Genomic DNA, 18,504 nt, shown 5'->3' with positions numbered 1-18,504 from the left:
GGGTTGGGCTGTGACCAGCACAAACAGCGAACTGAAGCCCGGGATGCGGGCCCTTCTGATGGCCAGGGTTTCCAAGCAGGATGATCGTTCGACGTCGATCCCTCGCCAGATTCAGCAGCTGCGGTCGTGTCAGAGATCACACGATTGGGTGACAGCTGGCGAGGTCACGGACCAGTCGGTGTCCGGTGCGCTGGACCCGGCCGAGCGCCCGCAGCTCGGCCCGTGGCTCACGCCTGAGGGGCTCGCCCAGTGGGACGTCATGGCTGTCACGACGCAGGACAGATTGGGCCGTGACGATATGCATTTCTTTGCATTCGTCCACCTCATCCTGACCCATTCGAAATACCTAGTCATCCTTGATGACCCGTCATTCGACATTGCCACCCCAACCGGCCGACTTGTCGCATACGCGAAAGCCACCCAGGCCGCCGAAGAATTGCGGAAAATCCGCATCCGGTGTGCGGACACCCGTAAATGGCTCCGAGATAACAGCTATTACGGAGGTGGCCAAACTCCCGCTGGATATCTCGCGGAAAGGCCCCACGAGGACGCTCATGCGGTCCTGGTCGCCGAGCGCGTCTTCCGGGGCCTGCTGCGGGCGCAGGCCGAGCGCGTGTGGGCCGGTGCGGCGGCGCACCTCCTCACTCTGGAGTTGAACGAGGCCCGTGCGCTTACGTGGCGGGATCGGCAGAGGCAGATCAAGCGGGAGGCGCAGGCAGCGCGGGGAGGGCCTGTCACCGCGCCTGAGCCGAAGGGGACGAAGTGGAAGGCCGGGGTTCTCACGGCCATCCTTCGCTCACCTGCCATTGCCGGCTACCTGGTGACCGACGGGCAGATCCACCGCCTCCCCAATGGTGAACCGGCGATGCTGACGGAACACCCGATCCTGAGCGACGCCGAATGGAGACGCACGGTGCGGGCACTGGACGCCCGCTCACGGCCCCGGACGATCGTCCACACCGGCACGGCGGGGGAGGCGTCGGGGATCGGCTGCTGCCAGGGCTGCGGCTCCTCCATCTACCACCAGCAGCACCGGCGGCACCTCAAGAGCGGCCGGCTTGCCGTCTACCGGTATTACCGGTGCACTGCGCCAGGGCTGGGAATCCCCTGTCCCGCACCGGCGGCAATCCGCGCCGAGGAACTCGAAGGCTTCTACGGCGGCACCATTCTCGGGGAGGTCGGTGAACTTCCTGAGGTGATGCGCATGCAGGAAGAGGGGAACGACCCGACGCGCGAGATCGAAGACCTCACCCGCCGGCTGAAGCTGCTGGAAGCCGACTTCGAGGCAGGGCGATTTGATGATGATGTGCTGCGAGAGTCCTTCTTCCGGATGTCCGGCAGCATTTCCAGTCGTATCGCCAGGCTGCGGGCCGAACCGGTTCGGCCGCCCCGCGTCTGGTACGAATCGACCGGCCGCACCCTCGGGGCTGCCTGGACGGCCATGGAGACCCCCGGCCGCCGTGAGTTCCTGTACAGCTCGGGGGTGCGCCTGGTGCTGTGGCGCAACGGCCATCAGGGCGGCGCTCCGGGGGTGGCCGTGAGGCTGGGCGGACTGCGCGAGATGGCGGAGAACCTGCGCGGTCTTCCCCCTGTCGAGACTGCCCGGCCCCCGATCGCCCTGCACAACGTCAGCAAGGTGATGTACCTCGAAGCTGTGAAGGCGGGACGATTCGCGAAGGCGCCGGCGAAAGTCAGGCTGTAGGGGGAGCGTCGTGGACTTCTAGGAAGATCGCGGCCATGTCCTGATCGCTGAGCAGGCCTTCGGCGTAGGCGGCTTCGAGGGCTGGGAGTGACAGGGCACGGCGCGGGGGGAACAGGCGGTCGTACAGGTCGCCGCCGCGCGCCTTCGCGATGCGCTCGGCGGTCTCCTCGTCGGCGATCAGCCGCCGATCGTCCATAGACATACGACACCCGTGATTCTGCGCGCATGCCCCGCGCGCGGTGGGTGCCGTGGTCGTACCGGCGGCAGCCTATCCCTGACCTGCCTCAACTCACTGCCATCTGCCGCAACTTGGGTGCACTGGAGTGCAGCGCGGGGCATGCTGAGGCCATGACAGACCACCGCATACCGCCGCGTATCGACGGTGAGCCGGTGGATTGCTGGCTGTGGCTGGGCACGTGGCTGCGGATGCGGACCTGGGCAGAGCCGTACGAAGCTGTCGCGTACGCGCATCACGTGCCGCCGGCGGCGGTGGCGACAGCAGCCAGCCGCTGGCGGTGGGAGGCGCGCGTCACGGCGGCCGACGTCGCGCCGGTCGAGCCGGAGCCCGCGCCGGTCCCGTCCGATGTCGTGACGCTTTCGGTAGGGGCGCCGGACGTTGCGCCGGTCGCATGAGGACGGCCCGCCCCTAGGGTGGAGACGGGCCGTCATGGCGCCGCAGGGGTCAGCGGCGGACGCAGTACAGCCACAGGAGCCGGAGCGCGCCGACGGTGATCACGCCACCGGCGGCCGTCGATGCCGGACCGGGCGGGATGAGCCCCATCATGTGGGCGGCCTCGATCAGGCTGAGGGTGACGACCCAGGCGACGACCGGCGCGGGCCGCTCGATCCTGGCGAGTGTTCCGCCGCTCGCCGATTCACCGGCCGGAGCGGGCGGAAGGACTACCCGCAGAATCGGGTGTGAGGTCTCGTCGTGAGACATTGGGGGTACCTCCACGTGCTTGACGATCTTGAAGAGGGTTGCCGCACAGGGGGTTGAGGGGCCGTCCTGGCAGGGGCGGCCCTTCGCTGTGCATGGCCCAGTACACCGCATCTGAGCTGCACCTACGGATCCAACACCGCGCAAACAAAGCCCACTTGGAAGCTGCAAGCAGCGAGGCGTTTCGAGCTGCCGCGGGGCGTCTACCTGCGGGAACGGCCACCTACGGTCGACCAAAAGCGAACGTGGCGACGAACGCCCGATTTCACGGTGCCAATCACCCCTCCCACCTGCGGTGATGTCGAATCGCCGCAGGTGGGACAACGACTCGTTCGGGTGTTCTTAATGAGGCACTGGGGCTTGTGATCGGTGTCACGCGTAAATAGGGGCAAATCGTCGCGCGGCTGGGCCCCGGACACGACAGCGGCCCGCCCCGGGATGGGGGCGGGCCGCCGTGGTGGTTCGGGGGTCGGCTAGCCGGCCGCCTTCTCGATCTCCTCGAAGATGTCCGCGTCCGTCTCTTGCTGCCACTTCGGCAGGTCGGGCCAGTCGGCTACGTATCCGGGCTTCGGGTCTTCGAAGTGCCGGTACATCTGTGCTGTCCAGCAGGTGGCGACGAATCGGCCCTTCTGCTCGCGGGACAGTCGGGAGGCGTGACCGGCACTCAGTTCGAGGAACTGGCGCACCTGCTCGTAGACGGCACCTGCGGCCTCGCGTTCCCACTGTGGGGTGTCCTCCCACGGCGTCACGTATCCCGGCTTCGGTTCGCCCGGGTAATGCTGGTGAACGCCCGCGATCCACGCCTCACGGAACAGTCGCGCGCCCTCAATCTGCGACATGCCACACCCTCTCGTCACGTCGTGCACAGAGCGCCGATCTCGGCGCCCAGCTCGGCCACGCGGCGATCCCGGCCCAGAGTTCCGAGATCCGCGCGCAGGGCCCGGAGTCTACGGGCGACATACCCGGATCCGGATTGCCGGGCGAGTCGCAGGGCCTCCCTGCCGTACGCCGTGACCTGCTCGGCGTCGCGGCGCTTCGCTCCGATCGACGCGAGGTCGACAAGGACCGCCCCACGTCGGCGGAACGACTGCCCTGCGGCCAGGGCCTCGGACTTCAGTGCATCCGTGAGTGCCGTTTCGGCGAGGTCGAGACGGCCGAGCTGTACGTAGCGGGCGCCGCGCTCCTCGGCGAGGCGTGAGCCGTCGAACCGCAGCCATCCGCCGTTGTGGGCGCCGTCGCCCAAGTACGTGACCCGCTGAGCGTCATTGAGTGCCCGTTCACAAGCGTCGAAGTTGCCCAGGCCCGCGTACGCCTCCGCCTGGACGGCCGCCACCCAGTACCGCGTAGACAACTGGCTGTCGCCTCGCTGGGCGATACGCCGGGCAGCGTCCAGGATCTCCGCCGCCTCCGCAAAGCGCTGTTCGTAGACGTCGACATAGGCATGGCGGACCAGGGCGCAGGCCCACAGGTCGAAGGCGCGGGCGTTGCTGCTGGCGGACGCGGCCAGCGTGTAAGAGGCGGCGGCATCGGTGTACCGGTTGCCATCGAAGGCCAGTTCTCCCGCGAGTTGGAAGAGATCACCCGCGGCCTCGCACAGCTTGCCGGTCTGCTGGGAGGTCTTGAGAGCGTCGGTGAGCGTGCTGATCTGATCGCGCACGATGGAGGCCACAGACCGTTTCGACCGGGCGAGTTGGTACACCTGCCACAGATGCCCGTTCATCCGGACGAAGTCGCCAGCGTCGTCGGGCGCGGCTTCGGCTTCATCAGGGCCCAGGGCTGAAAGGGCGCCGGTCACGGCTATCACACGCAGGAATTCGCGTCGGATCATGTCGTCGATGTCCCCTGGGGCGTGGCGGTCACCGGACGGCGGACCTGCGGACACCAGAGGGCCGGATCGCGGCGGGGTCAGCAGGGCATCGAGTTCGGTGAGGCTCAGTTGCAGTAACGCGGCCATTCGCGGCCGGTGGATGGCCTCGGGTGCCGTCTCCCCACGTTCCCAGCGGCCGACCGTCGTGCGGTCGACGCCGAGCGCATGGGCGAATCGTTCCTGACTGTAACCCAGGGCCTTTCGGTGCTTAGCCAGGCCCATGCTGCCCCCTTCCTGCCGTGCATCACGTGCATCAGGTGTGCATCAAGACTGCCGCATGGATGCCGTGGAAGGACCCACGCTGCCGCGAAACCCTATGCCGTGCGGGGCCGTTGGCGTCCCCCCGTCGCGGACGGCCCCGCACCTAACCCAAGTCCGCGACCGATCGCTGAGGCGACGACGATGACGACGCGCAGCACACCCCCCAGACCATCAGCCGGCGGCATGGACGCGCCCGCCCTCCGGTACGAGCAGCTCAGCGACCGGCAGCGTGAGGGCCGGTCCTGCTGCTGGTGCAGTGGCACCCCGGACCCGCGCCACCCGGTCCGGATACTGCGGACGGTCGGGGTGCGTCTGTACGCCTGCACCGCGTGCGCGGGCATGTACGGCGTCCCGGAGGCGTCACGGTGAGCGCCGATCTGGGCCTGATGCACCGTGATCATCGCTGGATCGGGCGGGTCGTGACGGACACCCGTACGGGGCGGCGCGGCATCCTGCGGGCCATCGCCCCGGACACCGGCCCCCACCCGGTGGCGTGGCTCGTGCCGGTCGGTGGCGGGGTGGAGTGGACGACCCAGCCGGGCGCGCTCGCCAACCCCGAGCCGGTCACCCCGAACACGCACCCGAAGGCCGCGCAGTGACCGGCCGCCACCGTATGCCAGACGCCGACGGTACGACCGCCGGTGCTGTGCTGATCGGAGCGCTCGCGGCAGGGCTGGCCGTGGCGGGGGTCCAGTTCGCCACGGCGGCCCGAGCAGCTGCCCCAGTGCCGGTGTCGACGCCGGACCGCCCCGCGCATGCTGCCGGCGCAGCACTCGACCGGGAAGCCACGCACACCGACCGGTCCGGCACACGGCCGCCGCTCCCCTGAACCCCGGCGGGGCGTGACAGGCGTGAGGGTCTCACGCCCAGCCGGTCACCAGCTCCGTCCCGGGCCGCGGGCCTCTCCCACGCCCGCCCGACGGTCCGGGACGGCCCCAGCTCCCGCGCCCTCACCCCCGAGAGGAGTGGGAGGGCCCGCGCGTAACAGGCAAGGCGCACGGGTCCGGCAGTCCAGCGCTGATCATCCGCCGGACTGCCACCACCGGCCGCCCGCCCGGTCCCCTGGGGCGGGCGGCCACCACAAGCTCCCGGCCGGGGCCTGGGTCGTCACACACCGCCCCGGCCGGGTCCTACAGGGGCTCTCGCCCCGGTCTTCGCTCCACCGCCAGCAGCACCGCAGACGGAAGGGAGTTGGATCACCATGCAGTTCAGGAAGCTCCACGGCGCCGGTAATGACTTCGTCCTCTTCACACGTCCCCCGGACGGCACCGATGGAACGGGGGCAGTGGACTGGCCGAAGCAGGCTCAGCGCCTGTGCGACCGGCGCACCGGCGTCGGCGGTGACGGCCTGGTCGTCGTCACACCTGCCGGCGCCAATGAGGGCGCCTACAGGGTCGACTGTTTCAACGCCGACGGCTCCACGGCCACCATGTGCGGGAACGCCCTGCGCTGCGCGGCCTGGTGCGCCAGCACCGACCACGGCGTGCAGGCCATGACTCTGACCATGGCAGGTGTGCGCCACCACGCCACCGTCAGCGAAGACGGGGTATGGGTGACCGCGCACACCGGGACGGTCGCCATGCGCCGCCTCATGACCATGATCAACGGGCGTCCCGCGTGGTTCGACGCCGCGCACACCGGCACCGAACACGTCGTCGCCTTCGTCAAGAACGTCGACCAGGTGGACGCCGTCACCGTCGGCCGTATCGTGCGCCATCACCGCGACCTGGCCCCGCTCGGCACGAACGTCAACTTCGTCGCCCCCCTCGGCCGCCAGGCGCTAAAGATCCGCACCTACGAACGCGGAGTCGAGGCAGAAACCCTCTCCTGCGGCTCCGGCGCCGTCGCAGCCGTCGTCATCGCCCGCCGGCGCGGACTGGTCGGCGCCGAGCAGCCCATCACGGTCCACAACCGCGCCGGAACCCCCCTCACCGTCCGACCGGCGCCCGAACACCCCGGCGAGACCTATTGGATCGGCGGCCCCGTCACCCACACCTTCACAGGAGAACTGGCATGACCTTCATCGACTCCAACGACCACACCGCCATCGAGGACGAAGCCGACCAGCTCCGCCGGTGGATCGACGGTGCCCAGCCCCGCGGCCTGAACGTCGGACTCATCTACGGCGGCGTCTCCGCCGAAGACCAGCTCTACATCAAGGAAAGCCCCACCGATCAGCTCTCCGTCACCGCCCTGACCGAGTCCCTCACCCGGCTCGGCACACGGCATCAGGTCATCGACCCGACCAGCCCCGCCTTCATCGCCGACGTCCTCACCTTCGACGTGGCCCTGTCGAACCTCCACGGCCCCTACGGCGAAGACGGCCGCCTCCAAGGCCTCATGGACTACCTCCGCAAGCCCCTGTGCGGCCCCGGAGTCGCCGCCTGCGCTATCGCAGCCGACAAGATCCTGTGCAAGCAGCACATGACCGCCCTCGGCATCCCCACCCCCGCGTGGCAGGTATGGGCGCCAGACAGCCCCGGACGGTGGCCCGGACACCCGGTCATGATCAAACCGCCCCTCGGCGGCTCCTCCGTCGGGATGAGCCTCGTCCGCGACGCCCCCGCACTGACGCCGGCACTGGACTACGCGTGGCAGACCGACCCCTCACCCGTCCTCGTAGAGGAGTACATCCCCGGTCTGCCGGTCACTGTCGGTCTGATCGAACTGCCCGGCGGCATCCTCGTCTTCCCCCCGCTCGCCACCCACGTACATGCCGGTGACTTCTACGACGCCGAAACCAAACTCGACCCCCAGGGCACCGGCACCGGGGTCTCTGTCACACCGGCGCAGCTCCCGGCGCCGGTCCTGGAACAGATGACCCGTCACGCCCAAGTCCTGTGGACCGCTCTCGGCATGCACGGCTCCGCCCGCGTCGACTTCATCGTCACCGACAACGGCCGCGCCCTGACCCTGGAGGTGAACACCACCCCGGGCATGTCCCGGGAGTCGAACTACGTCACCGGAGCGGCCCTGTGCGGGCTCGACCATCCTGACGTCGTCCTCGCATTCCTCCACGAAGCGCTCACGCGCCGTGCTTACGATGTGCCCCTGCCCACCCCCGAACTCACCGCGCCAGGACGGGGGAACGCCGCCTAGCGCCAAGGGAGCACCGCGCTCGTGCCGCACGTCCACCAGGTCCCCATGTGCCGACAGCTCATCGACCCCACCGAATGGGAACAACAAGGGGGGTGGGCACTGGGAGACCGGTTGGAATGGTCAAACCGGGCGTGCGGCATGGCCGCCCTGCGCATGATCCTCCTCGCCTACGACCGCCCCGCCCCGACCGTGACCGAACTCCTCCACCTCGGGGTGAAACACGAAGCCCTGACCGACAGGGGATGGCTCCATGCCGGGCTCGCCGACCTCGCCGCCCGCCACGACCTCCCCGGCCGCGCCGAACCCGTCCCCGCCGGTGAACTCCTCGAACGGCTCACCACAGCGCCGCTGATCATCTCCATCACCGAGAAGTTCCCCACCGACGGCCGCCGCGGCGGTCACCTCGTCATCGCCCGCGGCTACGAAGCAGAAGACGGGCCCGAGCCGGTCATCCACTTCCGTGACCCCTCCTCCTGGGGGCAGACACACGACCGGCTACCGCTGAGCCGCGTCACGGCCTCCTACTCCGGCCGCGCCATCACCTTCCCCCCGCTCACCCCGAAAGGCTGACCCGTGACCGAGACCGCACCCACCGGCGGCCGGACCATCGCCGTCCTCGGCGAGATGCTCGAACTCGGCGACGAAGCCGTACAGGCACACCGCGACGTCGGCCGCATGGCCGGAGAAAACGGCGTTGACCTCGTCGTAGCCGTCGGCGGCGACATGGCCAAGCAACTCGCCCTCTCCGCCGGTGCGGCAGGAGTCCCCGACGTCGCCATGGTCGCCGACAACGACACCGCCGCCCAGCTCCTGGAATCGATCCTCCAACCCGGCGACGTCGTCCTCGTCAAAGCCTCACGAGGCGGGCAGCTCTGGCAGATCGCCCAGCGCCTCACCGGCCAGCCCGTCACCGGCCTGTAAGCCGACACGGCGCCCGCCCCCGAGCTGGGGGCGGGCGCCGTGGCCGTTGTTGTGGTGGTCTCTTTCAGGACCCCCGCCCGCTGACGCTCTGGTGCGAGCGGGGGTCATCGGCTCAGATCAGGCAGTCGGCGGAGCCGGGGGCTTCCCGGTCAGGTGAACCTCGGCGCACGTGGCACACACGGCCGCTCCGGCCGCTCTGACGAACGGCCCGAAGACCAGTCCGCACAGGGTGCGTGCAACGTCTCGGGGATCCCGTAGATGGGCCGTTCCCTTCACGCGGCCACCCTCCCGCGACGCGGCCGGGCGGCCGGAGCGCGGTACAGCCAGTAATCCGCGCCGGGGCCGTCCAGTGCGGCCACCTCGTCGGACTCAGCGGCGTCCTCGACCACCAGCCACGTGCACGGCCGGACGTGCACCCATCGGCCCGGCGTCACCTCGTCGCATCCGGCGCCGTCACACAGTGCGGGCCTCATGCCGCACCCCCACGCACCGCGCACGCGGGGCGGTGCAGGCGCAGCCGGGTCCCCGGTGCTGCGCCGCAGGTGCAGTCGGCCCCACCGGCCAGCCGGGCCCTGACCGCGTCAGAGCGGCGCGCCCGCAGTGCGCGGGCTCCTGTGCCGGTCACGCGATCACGTCCAGGTCCGACGCAGCCAGCGGGCGGCGCACGGTGCGCTCACGCACCCGGGCCAGCAGGCCGGAGGCGGTGAAACGATTCTCCAGCGGGCGCGTGATCCAGGCGGAGCCCACCCGGCCGAACACGGTGAAGTACGGCGTCACCGGCGGCACGGGGCCGATCCAGCGGCGGCGCAGGGTCCTGTGGGCGCGGATCCGGGACAGCAGGAACGATTCGACCTTGCCGCACAGGGCGCACCAGGCGCGCAGCACGATGTTTCCGTCACGGCTGGTCCGTACGTCGTGCACGGCGATCACGCGCCGGTCGCCTGCGTCCGGGTGGCAGGGGTTCGCGGCGTCGTAGCGGATCTCTACCGGCCGGTTCGACCAGGCGGCGCGGGTTATCAGTGCGAGGCGGCGCGTCATGGATATGCCACGTCTCGGGCTCTTGGGGTGCTGCATACTGGCAGCTCCTCTTTCTGTGAGGGAGGAGCGGAGGCGCACCCCGGGTTTCTCAGGCCAGGTTGGGTGCGCCTTCCGCGTTCGGTGGGTTCCGAACGATCACGACCCTACCGAATGAATCGGTAGACCGACAAGGGTCCGGCGCACCCAAAACCGCCCCTGAGCTCCTAGAACGTCCCCCACGGCACCCGGATGCGAGACCCCCTGTCGCGGGATGCGAGCGGTATCGGAGACCACAAGCGCCCCACCAGCAGTGACGTACCGATTCGATCCGTAGTACCGTCCTGGCAGGCACAGCAGCAGGAGCGACAGGGAGACCCGCATGCCAGCCATAGGAGAGACCGAACGCGCCCCCAACATCGCGCGAACCGTCTGGGAATCCGCCGGCGAACGAGCCAAGGCGGAAGGCCTTCCCCTCATCTGGGTCATGAGCCGCGCCCTCACCGACTACGCCGCAGGCGCCCTGACACTGCCCCGGACCACCACCGACGCCCCAGGCCCCCGCCGGGGCCGCAGCATCTTCGCGACCGACCCCGTATGGGCAGCCGCCGACGAACGCCGGGCCACAGACGGCGTCCGCTCGATCTCCGCGCTCTGCGAAATCCTCCTCGACGCCTACGCACGCCGCGAGATCCACCCCGTGGCACGCATGGTCGCAAGCGACCAGCTCACGGCCGCCTGACCCTCGCTGCCGCCAGAAGGGAACGCCGCATGACCACCGCAGCCGCCCAGCCGTCCGGGCCGGTCGACCGACCGACGCGCATCAAGGACATCCGCCGGCTTCTCACCGACGAGCAGCGCGAGCGCTTCGAAACCGCACTCGCCAACGCCGACGGCGACAACGACCTGATCGGAACCGTCCACCTCTACGCCGCACTCGCGCAGGCCAACACCACGCCCGGCCTCGACCAGGCGACCGCCGACGTCCACGCCGGACGCGCCCGCACACACTCCCTGGATGACGTGTTCGCGGAGGCTGCGAACCAGTGAGCCAGCCGTACCGCATGGTTGCCACCGACCAGGCCCGTGCCGACCTGTTCGCCCTCGACCAGCACACCCGCGGCATCCTCCGCCAGGAACTCGCCGCCCTCGCCGCCGACCCCTACGGCGGACTCAGCATCGCCCGCACCGCCGACAGTGAAGACGACCGGATCACCCTCGTCGCCGGAATCGGAATCACCTACAGCGTGACGTACAGCGTCAGCCCCAATGTGGAACCGCCTATCGTCACCATCACCGGGGTCAAGCCACCGAAGAACCCGGCTTGAAGCTGCCCCGCACGACCGCGCCCCCGTCAACCAGCGGGGGCGCACGCACGCCGGTCCGTCCACCGGCACCCACCCACCGGAAGGACCGGACCACCATGACCACATTCGAGCCCCGCACCGAGACCACCATCAGAGTCGAGGGCGGCGAGACCATCACCATCACACGCGCCGACGTGGCCGCCGCAGCACTCGACCAAGGCGACTACACCACCCACGGCCGTAACCACTACTGGGTCATGGTCGACGTCGCCGGGCGCCTCATACCCGTCCTGCCCCTCATGCGCGCCATCCTCGGCGGCCGTGAGCCCAGCAACACCAACGACTGCGAAATGCGGTTCCGGGAACTCGGCTTCCGCATCTTCGTCGCACGCCTCTACGACCCCAGCGGACGGCCGGTCACGCTGACCAACGAGCAAACGACCGGCGCCAGGCCCTGACCCGGCACGTCGGCCCCCGCCACGACCGGCGGGGGCGCAGGCATGTCCGGTGGCCCTCACCCCGTGGCGACGACCGGCCCGACGGGTCAGTCGTCTCCGGCGGCGTGCGCTATCCGGCACTGTGCATCGAGTTCGTCTGACTTCTGGTCGACCTGTGCGGCCCTGTCGGGGTCGACTTCGTGATCGGGGTGGTCGGCGCGGTTGATGGCCTGGGTGGCCCACCAGGACAGGTTTGCTGCGAGCTGGGTCCAGCGCGGGTCGCGAGCTGCGGCTTCGGCTGCGGTGCTGGCGGCGCGGTTCATAAGGTCCGCGTCGTCTTGAGTGACGCCGGTGCTGGGGCTGGGGTCGGGGTTCGTGTCGGAGTGGCCTGTGCCTATGTCGCCGCAGGCCTGTGCGGCGAGTTGGGCCGCGTCAGGCTGGTCGCTAGCGCAGCCGGTGACGGCGAGCGCGGTGATCGCGATGACGGCGAGGGTGGCTCTCAACGATGTCTCCTGTCGGTAGGGCGGCGGCTTGGGTGCGGCATTTGGTTATACCGTCCGACGTCGCCCCCGCACCGACCGGCGGTAGCGTCCGCGTTTGACGTGCCGGTGGCACCGGCTGGATGTACGAAGTCCCTCCGATGCGAGCAGGACTGACGGAACCTCAACATCCGATGTGCTCTCCATCACAGCGCTCTCTAAAGCGCCGTCACCTAGCAGGGTTAGGGCGTTACGCTCCTACCTACGCGTAGGTAGGAGCGTGACGCACCAACCCGCTACCCCTCCTGACCTGCGAAAACGCGACTTGCGATCTTGTTCCTCCGTGTGGTCACTCTGGAATCGCCACGGCGCCGGGCACTCCAACACCACGACCCACAGGGGGGATTCACTCGTGATCACCGTGTTCACCCAGCTCGTTCCCGCGATCCTCGGCGGCCTCTGGCTCGTCGCGCTCGGCTCCAACCCCGCCGCCCCGTGCGGCCTGACGGCCTCCACCCCCGCCGTCACCATCACCGAGCACCTGCGGGCCATCGCCAACCACGCCCGAGCCATCGCCGTCCTCATCGCGAAGAAGACCGGCGCGAACGGCGGCTGACGCCGCGTGCCGGCGGTTCCACGGTCACCCGGCGCCGTACCGTCGGCATCAGATCCCAACGCCGCCCGGCCCCGCCTCACGACGACCAGCCGGGCGGCACCCATTACCCCACCGAGTCCGCCTGCGCCTCCCGGCGCTCCCACGCCTGCCGGGCCTCCGGCACCTGCTCGCCCAGCACCGCGACACGACGCGACAGACTGATCACGGCCTCATCCCTGGCCCGCTCGGCCCCCGCGATCAGGCCGATCAGCCGATCCGTCCGGGCCGTCATCGCCGACCCGGCAGACTCGACGTGCGCTGCCAGCTCCGCGCCAGTGCGTTCGACCACGGCCGCCGCTGCTGTAGTCGACTCGCGCACCTGCGCCGGCACTTCCACCATGAGGCTTGTGATCGCTTCCAGGTCACCCGCGATCCCCGCCAGGCTCCGGCCCGTCGTCTCCTCGCGCACCCGGGCCTCAGCCCGGAGCGCTCCGGCCTCCTCGGCGGCCAGACGCCGGATCTCGGTCGCCTCGCCGGTCACGGCCTCGCTGAGCCGACCGAGCTCCGCCGCCTGGTCCTTGCCGAGCCGCGCGATCTCGGCCGCCGTCTCCTCGGCGTGCCCGTGCACAAGCGCCCTCACGGCCTCCGCCTCGACGGCCACGGCCTGGCGGACGTCGCCGAGATCACCGCCGAGACGATCCACGACCGCAGCCACCCCGGCCACCATGCCCCCGCACTGGTCGATATCCCTCGACAGCCGATCAGCCGCAGCCGTCGCAGCCGCGCCGGTCGCGTCGCCCTGCGCCTCCACGGCCGCCAGCACCGCATCCCGCGCCGCATCCGTCGCCGCCGTGCCCGTCACCGTGGCGGAGTCCAGTGCCCCGCGCAGCTCACGCACTTCGGCCCGGCACCCCTCTAGGGACATCCGAGACTCAGCGCGCTCGTGACTCGCACCGGTGAAACCATCGCGCAGGACCGTGGCGAACTCGGCTGCTTGCTCGGCGTGCTCGCGATCCCGGTCGGCCGCTCGCTCGCCCTCGGCCGCCAGCATCCCGGACAGCTCCGAGCGCAGTGACTCGACCGCTTGGGCCTGCCCCTCGCGCAGCTCGGCCAGCGACCGGCCGGCGAATCGTCGGAACCTTGCGGCGTCCTCCTCTTGCCGCCGGATCGCGTCGGCCAGCCCAGCAGTCCACTCCGGCCCGGCATGCGCGAGCGCTACCACCGCCGCGGCGACGTCGGCCAGCTCAGCCCGCAGGACGCTCGCGCCCTCCTCAGCCACCACGGCCGCCGCACGCTCCGCCTCGGCCTGGCGCTCCGCCAGCACCCCCACCCGGTCGGCCAGCGAGCTGAGTTGCTCCGTGCACGCCTCCAGCGCAGCGGTCAGCCGCTCATCCCGCGCCGCCTGTGTCTGGTCCCGCTCGACCGCGCGCCGGTCGGATGTGGCCTGCCTCTGCGTCAGCGACTGAATCGCCGTCGCAGTCTGCTGATAGGCCGCGCCGAGCGCTGCCACCGCCGGGGCGGACGGGTCCATCGGGGCAGCACCTGCGTCCCATTCGTCTACTTCAGTTGTCATGGGTGGATTGTGTCGGATTCGTGGCTATCGTGGTGTTGTGGTGAGCACCACGAGGGCGCGTCAAGCCCCTCGCGCCCCCGGCTCACCCCGGGGGCGCACCACACACCAGGGGAGACGATGACCACCGCAGCACCCAACCCCACCGTTGTCGCCCGCCTCGCGACACAGCGACGAGACCGCGCCGAGAACGACCGGCGCGAGCAAAGCCGCACCCGCGCCCTCCGCGTCCACCGGCAGCGCATCCGCGCCGCCGTCCTCGCCGAGCGAGACGGCTGCGGCGCATGACCAGCGCCCGCGAACACCAGGACCAGGACCAACGCGATGATCGGCCGTGCCGATGGGTCGGCATCGACGCATGGCTGAGCGTGCACCGGCTGACCGCCGAGCACGCCGAATGGCACAGACCCGACCGCACGCCAGCCGAGCCGCGCCGGATGCACCAAGGACGCGGGTGATCGTGGGCGGCCCCCGCACCAGCCCTGAGCAGGCCGCCGCTGAACTTGCCTCCGCCGGCGCACTCCCCCTCGTCCACTACCCCGGCACCGTCCAGGCCCCATGGCCGGCACTATGCCTGCGCTGCACACGCGAGATTGCGCCGCGCCTCGCCACCGTCCGCGCAGGACACGACCCATGCCACCAGTGCGCCCTCCGCCGCGCTCACGCCCGCCGTGCCGATCAGTCAGGGACCTCGAACAACGGCAACGGCGGCGCCGAGACCTTCGCTGACTGACGCGGCGCGTCATCCGTCGTGAGCTGGAGCATGGACACGCACGGCAGCGTGACCGTCTCGCCAGCTCCCGGACAAAGTTGCTTGTCGTGCGGATGCGTCTTGTGGTCGGCAACCTTCCCCTTGCCCACCGCACCGGCGATCGGGTACGCGGCGATCGTCCGCCCACCACACGAGCCGTAGAGCGTCGCCGGACACTTCACCCGGGGCAGCGGGCCACCCTTCGTCTCCTGTGCCATGGGCACATCATGACGGACCCTTGTGAAGAGGCGCTAGACGGAACAAATCCGATCCCTAGAGCCCGAGCACCAGGACCACGACGCGAGCCCGTCACCCAATGTATGGATCCGACTTCAGCGGTACGGGACATCCGGCAGGATCAGCCACCATGGACCCTGCCGTCATCGCCGCCCTCATAACCACCCCGACCGCAGTCCTCGCCGCCGCCACCGCATATCTCGCCGGTCGAGCCCAAGGACGGGGCACCGTGGATGCCGTCCGACGCCAGCACCAACGCGACGCATACGCCGCATTCCTCTCCGCAGCCCTCGTCTTCAGCGACCAAATGAACTGGAGCCGTTGCATAGAGCTGGCCACCGCTGAAGCAACCGCCTCCACCCCCACCGGGCGCGACGAAGCTGCACGCCGCCTCGCAACTGGCATCCGAGCCACCGTCGACATCAGGCGCATGCAGGATGCCGCCGTCGTCGTGCACCTCGAAGGACCCAGGCACATCAGCCAACTCGTCATGGCAGTCATGGACCAGGCTCGCCAAAACCAGAAGGACGCCGAAACCGCGATCCGGGACACCTCAGCCGAAACAGGCACCCTCACGCTGCCCGACCCCACCGAAGCCGACTACGCTTTCAGCCGCCGTCTGAGCACCTTCATAGCCGCCGCCAGCACCCACCTGAACGGGGGCAAGGCCCTTCGGGTGGCAGCTCAAGTGTCGGCAGCAGCGCCGGTACGGCTTGACGGCGAGACAACCGGACCGGTGAGCGCGTAACTGATCGGTTCAGAATGACGTCCGGGTCGTCTCAGGCAGATGATGCTGAGCGCGTCGGCCTCCGAGTCGCCGGTACCCGCGAACGCGTCGGGCACCACCGCGGGATGTGGCGGGATGTCCGGGCTACGGGTTGGCCCCGAGGACGACTTCGCATCCGCGGGGCCGATGGAGGACTCCCAGCCTGGTCAGAAGCGGCTTTGAAGCCAGTACACGGCTACAGTGACAGCGCAGCTGCCGAGGCTGTACGAAGCCCCTCGCAGCATCTGCCGGTAGACAATCCGTCCCTGACGCGCGCCACGTTCTCGCAGGTACTGGCAGAACTGGGCCGGTCGGGATTCCCTGGGTAGGGAGGACTTGTTACGCTGCTTCACAGTGTTCCTTTCTCTTCGAGACATGACAGGGCACCAAGCGGAGAGCCAATCCAACGGGGTTCCTACGCCAACCGTTGGTGAGGCTCTTTCGCGCTTCTGTAGAAGCATAGTGAGGGGCGCAAGCAGAACTGCCGAAAGTTCGGGCGCTGCTGACGGACCATCGCATCACGTCGCAGTACGTCGTACCGTCCAGTCCCGCGCAGTCCCGGCCAGTCCCGAGGAACACGGGAGAAACCGGGAGGAATGGAACCCTCCGAATTACGCGCGTGACAGTCGTCACATCTCTGCGCCATGGCAACACCTCGCCCTCCTATGCCTCTACGGCTTGTAGATGCCGGAACGGTATGCCAGCGCGGGCAGCCGTGCAGTCTGGGTATGCGATTGGTAGCCACTCAGCACGTTCATGCAGGTGAAGTGCGGGCACTCAAAGGTGCTCCCGGGCATCCGGTAAGCATCTGCGAACTACAGCTAACTTCCGCTAGGCGGTTTCTACCTGCGACTTCTCTGGTTGACCTGAATTCGCTGCTGGCCAGTACGTGCACGACCTGACGGTGGCCGGCTGAGGCGAGCAGGCGGGTCCACCGTCAACCCCAGCGCCCGCGCCAGCAGCGGCTGGCGCTCCTCGCCCTGAGTGCGGACGTGCATCGACATCAGGCCCATGCAAGACGCCGCCATGCTGGTTCATCTCGAAGGCCCCAAGCGCGTGAGCGAACTCCTGATCGAGGGCCATGAACCAAGGCCGCAGAAATCAGGAGGACGCGGCCATGGCGATCCGGGACACCTTGACGGCACCCGGCACGCTCGCGCTTCCCGACCCCGAAGAGGCTGACTACGCCTTCAGCCGTCGCCTGGCTATCTTCACCGCCGCCACCAGCGCCCACCTAAACGGGGACAGCGGCTTTGCCGCGGAAGCCGAAGTATCGGCAGCAGCACCGGCGCCCAGGCGCCCGGCATGACGTACGAACGCCTTCTTCAAAAGGCTCGACTTCGGGTGAGTGTTACCCGGCATGATCAGCAGTTGTGAATACGGACCTGATCGTCAACGCCGTCACGGGTCTTGGAAGCGGCCTCCTTGGTTTCGCTGGCGCGACCCTTGCTGCTCGCACTCAGGCGCGCCCCGCACAGCAGGCCGCGGAAGCCGCCCGCGCACAGGCAGACGCCGCCTACCGTTCCGCCCTCGATTCCGCACACGCGCAGATCTTCGCCAGCGCCCTGCAAGAGACCAACTCTGCGCGCAGGCCGGTCTACTCGGCATTCGCGCGCGCAGCAGAGCGTCTCGTAGATGCCGTCTTCGATGAGGTGATCAACCCTGACAGCGACGGTAGCGCGTATGACGACACCCTGCGTGCAGCGCAGGCCGCATATGCAGATCTCCCCATGGAGGGGCCGCCGCACATCGTCTCCCTCGGCGCGGCCTGCATCGACGCAGCCATCGCGGCACGAAGGGCGGGAGACAACAACGGCACAACGGTTCTGGTCCTGAAGAAGATCACCGCACTTCGAAGCGCGCCGGAGACGGCATCGCTCGGCTTCTCCATATCTACGGCATGCGATCTTTTGGGCGCCCTCGTGCGGCAGATGCCCGACGCCTGGTTCGCCAACAACTTCCTGTACCTGGCGTCGTTCCCGGAACGCGACGCACAACTCCAGAACATCGGGGGCGACGACGCGGATGCACCCAGCAACTGGGCTGTCGATCACCTATTCGCCAAAGGGCGCGACCTGGACGAACACCTGAGAGAAGCCGCACGAGGCTTCCACCTCGACTACGAGCGCGAGGCGCGGCACGTCTACTGGGCCCTCTTCCGATGGAAACACACCGATCCGTGGGAGTTCGCGCGCGAGACCGTCCACGATGCGCGCGCCGCCGTGCGTGCTTTCGGGACCGCGTGCGGCGCGGTCCTGCATGGCGAACGGTTCGACGGGACCTGACCGCCAATGCGAACCGGCACAGACGCACGGGGACGCAGTTGACCGGCGCCGCTCGTGTGACCGTTAGACACCCTAACGGCCTCGCTGCAGGATGGTCCGACGGCACCCGCCGACGGATTGCCACCTTGGTACAGATAACGGCTCCTTATCTGTAGCATCGCCAGGGCCGACCTGCGGCCACGCCTGTGACCTTCAGGGCTTCACGGCGCCGAATCTTCAGCGGTATCTGACGCCGAAGCCGTGGCTTTGTTCGGGAGTTGTGAAAGCGCGTTTGCG

The 18,504-nt window shown here is 69.1% G+C and carries 26 protein-coding genes; 17 read left to right on the top strand and 9 right to left on the bottom strand.

All coding sequences use genetic code 11. The features are described from left to right. Positions 1-10 precede the first annotated feature (10 nt). A complete protein-coding gene (locus tag ACWC0C_RS29650; RefSeq protein WP_450867056.1) occupies positions 11-1,702 on the top strand; it encodes a recombinase family protein in 1,692 nt (563 codons plus the stop codon). Here ACWC0C_RS29650 and ACWC0C_RS29645 read toward each other — a convergent pair. Continuing rightward, a complete protein-coding gene (locus ACWC0C_RS29645) occupies positions 1,692-1,904 on the bottom strand; it encodes a hypothetical protein (RefSeq protein WP_450867055.1) in 213 nt (70 codons plus the stop codon). The two genes, ACWC0C_RS29650 and ACWC0C_RS29645, sit on opposite strands and share 11 nt — an antisense overlap. 146 nt (positions 1,905-2,050) lie before the next feature. On the opposite strand from ACWC0C_RS29645, the gene ACWC0C_RS29640 reads away from it, so the two are divergent. Continuing rightward, the gene (locus tag ACWC0C_RS29640) at positions 2,051-2,335 is read left to right on the top strand and encodes a hypothetical protein (RefSeq protein WP_450867054.1); all 285 of its coding nucleotides are present in this window, start codon (positions 2,051-2,053) and stop codon (positions 2,333-2,335) included. Between the two features lie 49 nt (positions 2,336-2,384). Here the strand turns inward: ACWC0C_RS29640 and ACWC0C_RS29635 are convergent, their stop codons facing one another. The 3 genes from ACWC0C_RS29635 to ACWC0C_RS29625 all read right to left on the bottom strand — a co-directional run bounded on the left by ACWC0C_RS29635 (position 2,385) and on the right by ACWC0C_RS29625 (position 4,728). Beyond that, complete coding sequence (locus tag ACWC0C_RS29635; RefSeq protein ID WP_450867052.1) at positions 2,385-2,642, bottom strand: hypothetical protein; 258 nt, start codon at positions 2,640-2,642, stop codon at positions 2,385-2,387. Between the two features lie 470 nt (positions 2,643-3,112). Beyond that, entirely contained in the window at positions 3,113-3,478 is a 366-nt protein-coding gene (locus ACWC0C_RS29630; protein WP_450867051.1) for a hypothetical protein, read from the bottom strand. Positions 3,479-3,492: 14 nt separating this feature from the next. Further along, positions 3,493-4,728, bottom strand: coding sequence for a helix-turn-helix transcriptional regulator (locus ACWC0C_RS29625; protein ID WP_450867049.1), 1,236 nt, complete (start codon positions 4,726-4,728; stop codon positions 3,493-3,495). Between the two features lie 180 nt (positions 4,729-4,908). On the opposite strand from ACWC0C_RS29625, the gene ACWC0C_RS29620 reads away from it, so the two are divergent. The 6 genes from ACWC0C_RS29620 (at position 4,909) to ACWC0C_RS29595 (ending at position 8,787) form a co-directional block, all read left to right on the top strand. After that, positions 4,909-5,136 (top strand): hypothetical protein, encoded by a 228-nt coding sequence (locus ACWC0C_RS29620; protein ID WP_450867048.1) that lies wholly within the window; start codon positions 4,909-4,911, stop codon positions 5,134-5,136. Beyond that, positions 5,133-5,366: a hypothetical protein gene (locus tag ACWC0C_RS29615; protein ID WP_450867046.1), complete on the top strand. Its 234-nt coding sequence runs from the start codon at positions 5,133-5,135 to the stop codon at positions 5,364-5,366. Before ACWC0C_RS29620 ends, ACWC0C_RS29615 begins: the two co-directional genes overlap by 4 nt. A 602-nt stretch (positions 5,367-5,968) precedes the next feature. Further along, on the top strand, positions 5,969-6,784 hold the full coding sequence (gene dapF, locus ACWC0C_RS29610; RefSeq protein WP_450867045.1) for a diaminopimelate epimerase: 816 nt from the start codon (positions 5,969-5,971) through the stop codon (positions 6,782-6,784). Continuing rightward, positions 6,781-7,866, top strand: a complete 1,086-nt coding sequence (locus tag ACWC0C_RS29605) for a D-alanine--D-alanine ligase family protein (RefSeq protein ID WP_450867044.1) — start codon at positions 6,781-6,783, stop codon at positions 7,864-7,866. The genes dapF and ACWC0C_RS29605 overlap by 4 nt, the downstream gene beginning before the upstream one ends. A 138-nt stretch (positions 7,867-8,004) precedes the next feature. After that, the gene (locus tag ACWC0C_RS29600) at positions 8,005-8,436 is read left to right on the top strand and encodes a hypothetical protein (protein WP_450867043.1); all 432 of its coding nucleotides are present in this window, start codon (positions 8,005-8,007) and stop codon (positions 8,434-8,436) included. A gap of 3 nt (positions 8,437-8,439) precedes the next feature. Then, positions 8,440-8,787 carry a glutamate ligase domain-containing protein gene (locus ACWC0C_RS29595; protein ID WP_450867042.1) on the top strand — a complete coding sequence of 116 codons (348 nt, stop codon included), beginning with the start codon at positions 8,440-8,442 and terminating at the stop codon, positions 8,785-8,787. 272 nt (positions 8,788-9,059) lie between these two features. Here the strand turns inward: ACWC0C_RS29595 and ACWC0C_RS29590 are convergent, their stop codons facing one another. Together ACWC0C_RS29590 and ACWC0C_RS29585 are read right to left on the bottom strand one after the other, a co-directional pair. Next, complete coding sequence (locus ACWC0C_RS29590) at positions 9,060-9,260, bottom strand: hypothetical protein (RefSeq protein WP_450867041.1); 201 nt, start codon at positions 9,258-9,260, stop codon at positions 9,060-9,062. A gap of 148 nt (positions 9,261-9,408) precedes the next feature. Next, positions 9,409-9,861 carry a WYL domain-containing protein gene (locus ACWC0C_RS29585; RefSeq protein ID WP_450867039.1) on the bottom strand — a complete coding sequence of 151 codons (453 nt, stop codon included), beginning with the start codon at positions 9,859-9,861 and terminating at the stop codon, positions 9,409-9,411. Between the two features lie 322 nt (positions 9,862-10,183). On the opposite strand from ACWC0C_RS29585, the gene ACWC0C_RS29580 reads away from it, so the two are divergent. The 4 genes from ACWC0C_RS29580 (at position 10,184) to ACWC0C_RS29565 (ending at position 11,566) form a co-directional block, all read left to right on the top strand. Further along, the gene (locus ACWC0C_RS29580) at positions 10,184-10,543 is read left to right on the top strand and encodes a hypothetical protein (RefSeq protein WP_450867038.1); all 360 of its coding nucleotides are present in this window, start codon (positions 10,184-10,186) and stop codon (positions 10,541-10,543) included. Positions 10,544-10,572: 29 nt separating this feature from the next. After that, positions 10,573-10,851 (top strand): hypothetical protein, encoded by a 279-nt coding sequence (locus ACWC0C_RS29575; protein WP_450867036.1) that lies wholly within the window; start codon positions 10,573-10,575, stop codon positions 10,849-10,851. Positions 10,852-10,865: 14 nt separating this feature from the next. Next, positions 10,866-11,129, top strand: a complete 264-nt coding sequence (locus tag ACWC0C_RS29570) for a hypothetical protein (protein WP_450867035.1) — start codon at positions 10,866-10,868, stop codon at positions 11,127-11,129. A 95-nt stretch (positions 11,130-11,224) separates the two neighbouring features. Then, on the top strand, positions 11,225-11,566 hold the full coding sequence (locus ACWC0C_RS29565) for a hypothetical protein (protein ID WP_450867033.1): 342 nt from the start codon (positions 11,225-11,227) through the stop codon (positions 11,564-11,566). Between the two features lie 86 nt (positions 11,567-11,652). On the opposite strand, the gene ACWC0C_RS29560 is transcribed toward ACWC0C_RS29565, so the two are convergent. Next, positions 11,653-12,048: a hypothetical protein gene (locus tag ACWC0C_RS29560; RefSeq protein ID WP_450867032.1), complete on the bottom strand. Its 396-nt coding sequence runs from the start codon at positions 12,046-12,048 to the stop codon at positions 11,653-11,655. 388 nt (positions 12,049-12,436) lie between these two features. Here ACWC0C_RS29560 and ACWC0C_RS29555 point away from each other — a divergent pair, with 388 nt between their 5' ends. Then, positions 12,437-12,640: a hypothetical protein gene (locus tag ACWC0C_RS29555; RefSeq protein WP_450867030.1), complete on the top strand. Its 204-nt coding sequence runs from the start codon at positions 12,437-12,439 to the stop codon at positions 12,638-12,640. Between the two features lie 103 nt (positions 12,641-12,743). Here the strand turns inward: ACWC0C_RS29555 and ACWC0C_RS29550 are convergent, their stop codons facing one another. Next, positions 12,744-14,150, bottom strand: a complete 1,407-nt coding sequence (locus tag ACWC0C_RS29550; RefSeq protein ID WP_450867028.1) for a hypothetical protein — start codon at positions 14,148-14,150, stop codon at positions 12,744-12,746. Positions 14,151-14,309: 159 nt separating this feature from the next. Between ACWC0C_RS29550 and ACWC0C_RS29545 the strand changes: the two genes are divergently transcribed. Beyond that, positions 14,310-14,477: a hypothetical protein gene (locus tag ACWC0C_RS29545; protein WP_450867027.1), complete on the top strand. Its 168-nt coding sequence runs from the start codon at positions 14,310-14,312 to the stop codon at positions 14,475-14,477. Positions 14,478-14,867: 390 nt separating this feature from the next. Here ACWC0C_RS29545 and ACWC0C_RS29540 read toward each other — a convergent pair whose 3' ends face one another. Beyond that, on the bottom strand, positions 14,868-15,158 hold the full coding sequence (locus tag ACWC0C_RS29540; RefSeq protein WP_450867025.1) for a hypothetical protein: 291 nt from the start codon (positions 15,156-15,158) through the stop codon (positions 14,868-14,870). Between the two features lie 149 nt (positions 15,159-15,307). On the opposite strand from ACWC0C_RS29540, the gene ACWC0C_RS29535 reads away from it, so the two are divergent. The 3 genes from ACWC0C_RS29535 to ACWC0C_RS29525 all read left to right on the top strand — a co-directional run bounded on the left by ACWC0C_RS29535 (position 15,308) and on the right by ACWC0C_RS29525 (position 18,228). Further along, the gene (locus ACWC0C_RS29535; RefSeq protein ID WP_450867023.1) at positions 15,308-15,925 is read left to right on the top strand and encodes a hypothetical protein; all 618 of its coding nucleotides are present in this window, start codon (positions 15,308-15,310) and stop codon (positions 15,923-15,925) included. A 1,135-nt stretch (positions 15,926-17,060) separates the two neighbouring features. Next, entirely contained in the window at positions 17,061-17,252 is a 192-nt protein-coding gene (locus tag ACWC0C_RS29530; protein WP_450867021.1) for a hypothetical protein, read from the top strand. 64 nt (positions 17,253-17,316) lie between these two features. Beyond that, the gene (locus ACWC0C_RS29525) at positions 17,317-18,228 is read left to right on the top strand and encodes a hypothetical protein (protein WP_450867019.1); all 912 of its coding nucleotides are present in this window, start codon (positions 17,317-17,319) and stop codon (positions 18,226-18,228) included. Positions 18,229-18,504 lie beyond the last annotated feature (276 nt).

The organism is Streptomyces sp. NPDC001709, from assembly GCF_053596375.1.
The sequence above is the reverse complement of the archived record's forward strand: the minus strand, read 5'-3'. Positions and strand labels throughout refer to the sequence as shown.

Bases quoted from the DNA above. Each gene is read 5' to 3' on its own strand.
- ACWC0C_RS29535 (WP_450867023.1), top strand. From the start codon at position 15,308: ATGGACCCTGCCGTCATCGCCGCCCTCATAACCACCCCGACCGCAGTC.
- ACWC0C_RS29550 (WP_450867028.1), bottom strand. From the start codon at position 14,150: ATGGACCCGTCCGCCCCGGCGGTGGCAGCGCTCGGCGCGGCCTATCAG.
- ACWC0C_RS29570 (WP_450867035.1), top strand. From the start codon at position 10,866: ATGGTTGCCACCGACCAGGCCCGTGCCGACCTGTTCGCCCTCGACCAG.
- ACWC0C_RS29540 (WP_450867025.1), bottom strand. From the start codon at position 15,158: ATGGCACAGGAGACGAAGGGTGGCCCGCTGCCCCGGGTGAAGTGTCCG.
- ACWC0C_RS29620 (WP_450867048.1), top strand. From the start codon at position 4,909: ATGACGACGCGCAGCACACCCCCCAGACCATCAGCCGGCGGCATGGAC.
- ACWC0C_RS29605 (WP_450867044.1), top strand. From the start codon at position 6,781: ATGACCTTCATCGACTCCAACGACCACACCGCCATCGAGGACGAAGCC.
- dapF (WP_450867045.1), top strand. From the start codon at position 5,969: ATGCAGTTCAGGAAGCTCCACGGCGCCGGTAATGACTTCGTCCTCTTC.
- ACWC0C_RS29585 (WP_450867039.1), bottom strand. From the start codon at position 9,861: ATGCAGCACCCCAAGAGCCCGAGACGTGGCATATCCATGACGCGCCGC.
- ACWC0C_RS29635 (WP_450867052.1), bottom strand. From the start codon at position 2,642: ATGTCTCACGACGAGACCTCACACCCGATTCTGCGGGTAGTCCTTCCG.
- ACWC0C_RS29575 (WP_450867036.1), top strand. From the start codon at position 10,573: ATGACCACCGCAGCCGCCCAGCCGTCCGGGCCGGTCGACCGACCGACG.
- ACWC0C_RS29600 (WP_450867043.1), top strand. From the start codon at position 8,005: ATGGCCGCCCTGCGCATGATCCTCCTCGCCTACGACCGCCCCGCCCCG.
- ACWC0C_RS29630 (WP_450867051.1), bottom strand. From the start codon at position 3,478: ATGTCGCAGATTGAGGGCGCGCGACTGTTCCGTGAGGCGTGGATCGCG.
- ACWC0C_RS29640 (WP_450867054.1), top strand. From the start codon at position 2,051: ATGACAGACCACCGCATACCGCCGCGTATCGACGGTGAGCCGGTGGAT.
- ACWC0C_RS29645 (WP_450867055.1), bottom strand. From the start codon at position 1,904: ATGTCTATGGACGATCGGCGGCTGATCGCCGACGAGGAGACCGCCGAG.
- ACWC0C_RS29565 (WP_450867033.1), top strand. From the start codon at position 11,225: ATGACCACATTCGAGCCCCGCACCGAGACCACCATCAGAGTCGAGGGC.
- ACWC0C_RS29580 (WP_450867038.1), top strand. From the start codon at position 10,184: ATGCCAGCCATAGGAGAGACCGAACGCGCCCCCAACATCGCGCGAACC.
- ACWC0C_RS29545 (WP_450867027.1), top strand. From the start codon at position 14,310: ATGACCACCGCAGCACCCAACCCCACCGTTGTCGCCCGCCTCGCGACA.
- ACWC0C_RS29530 (WP_450867021.1), top strand. From the start codon at position 17,061: ATGGCGATCCGGGACACCTTGACGGCACCCGGCACGCTCGCGCTTCCC.
- ACWC0C_RS29590 (WP_450867041.1), bottom strand. From the start codon at position 9,260: ATGAGGCCCGCACTGTGTGACGGCGCCGGATGCGACGAGGTGACGCCG.
- ACWC0C_RS29625 (WP_450867049.1), bottom strand. From the start codon at position 4,728: ATGGGCCTGGCTAAGCACCGAAAGGCCCTGGGTTACAGTCAGGAACGA.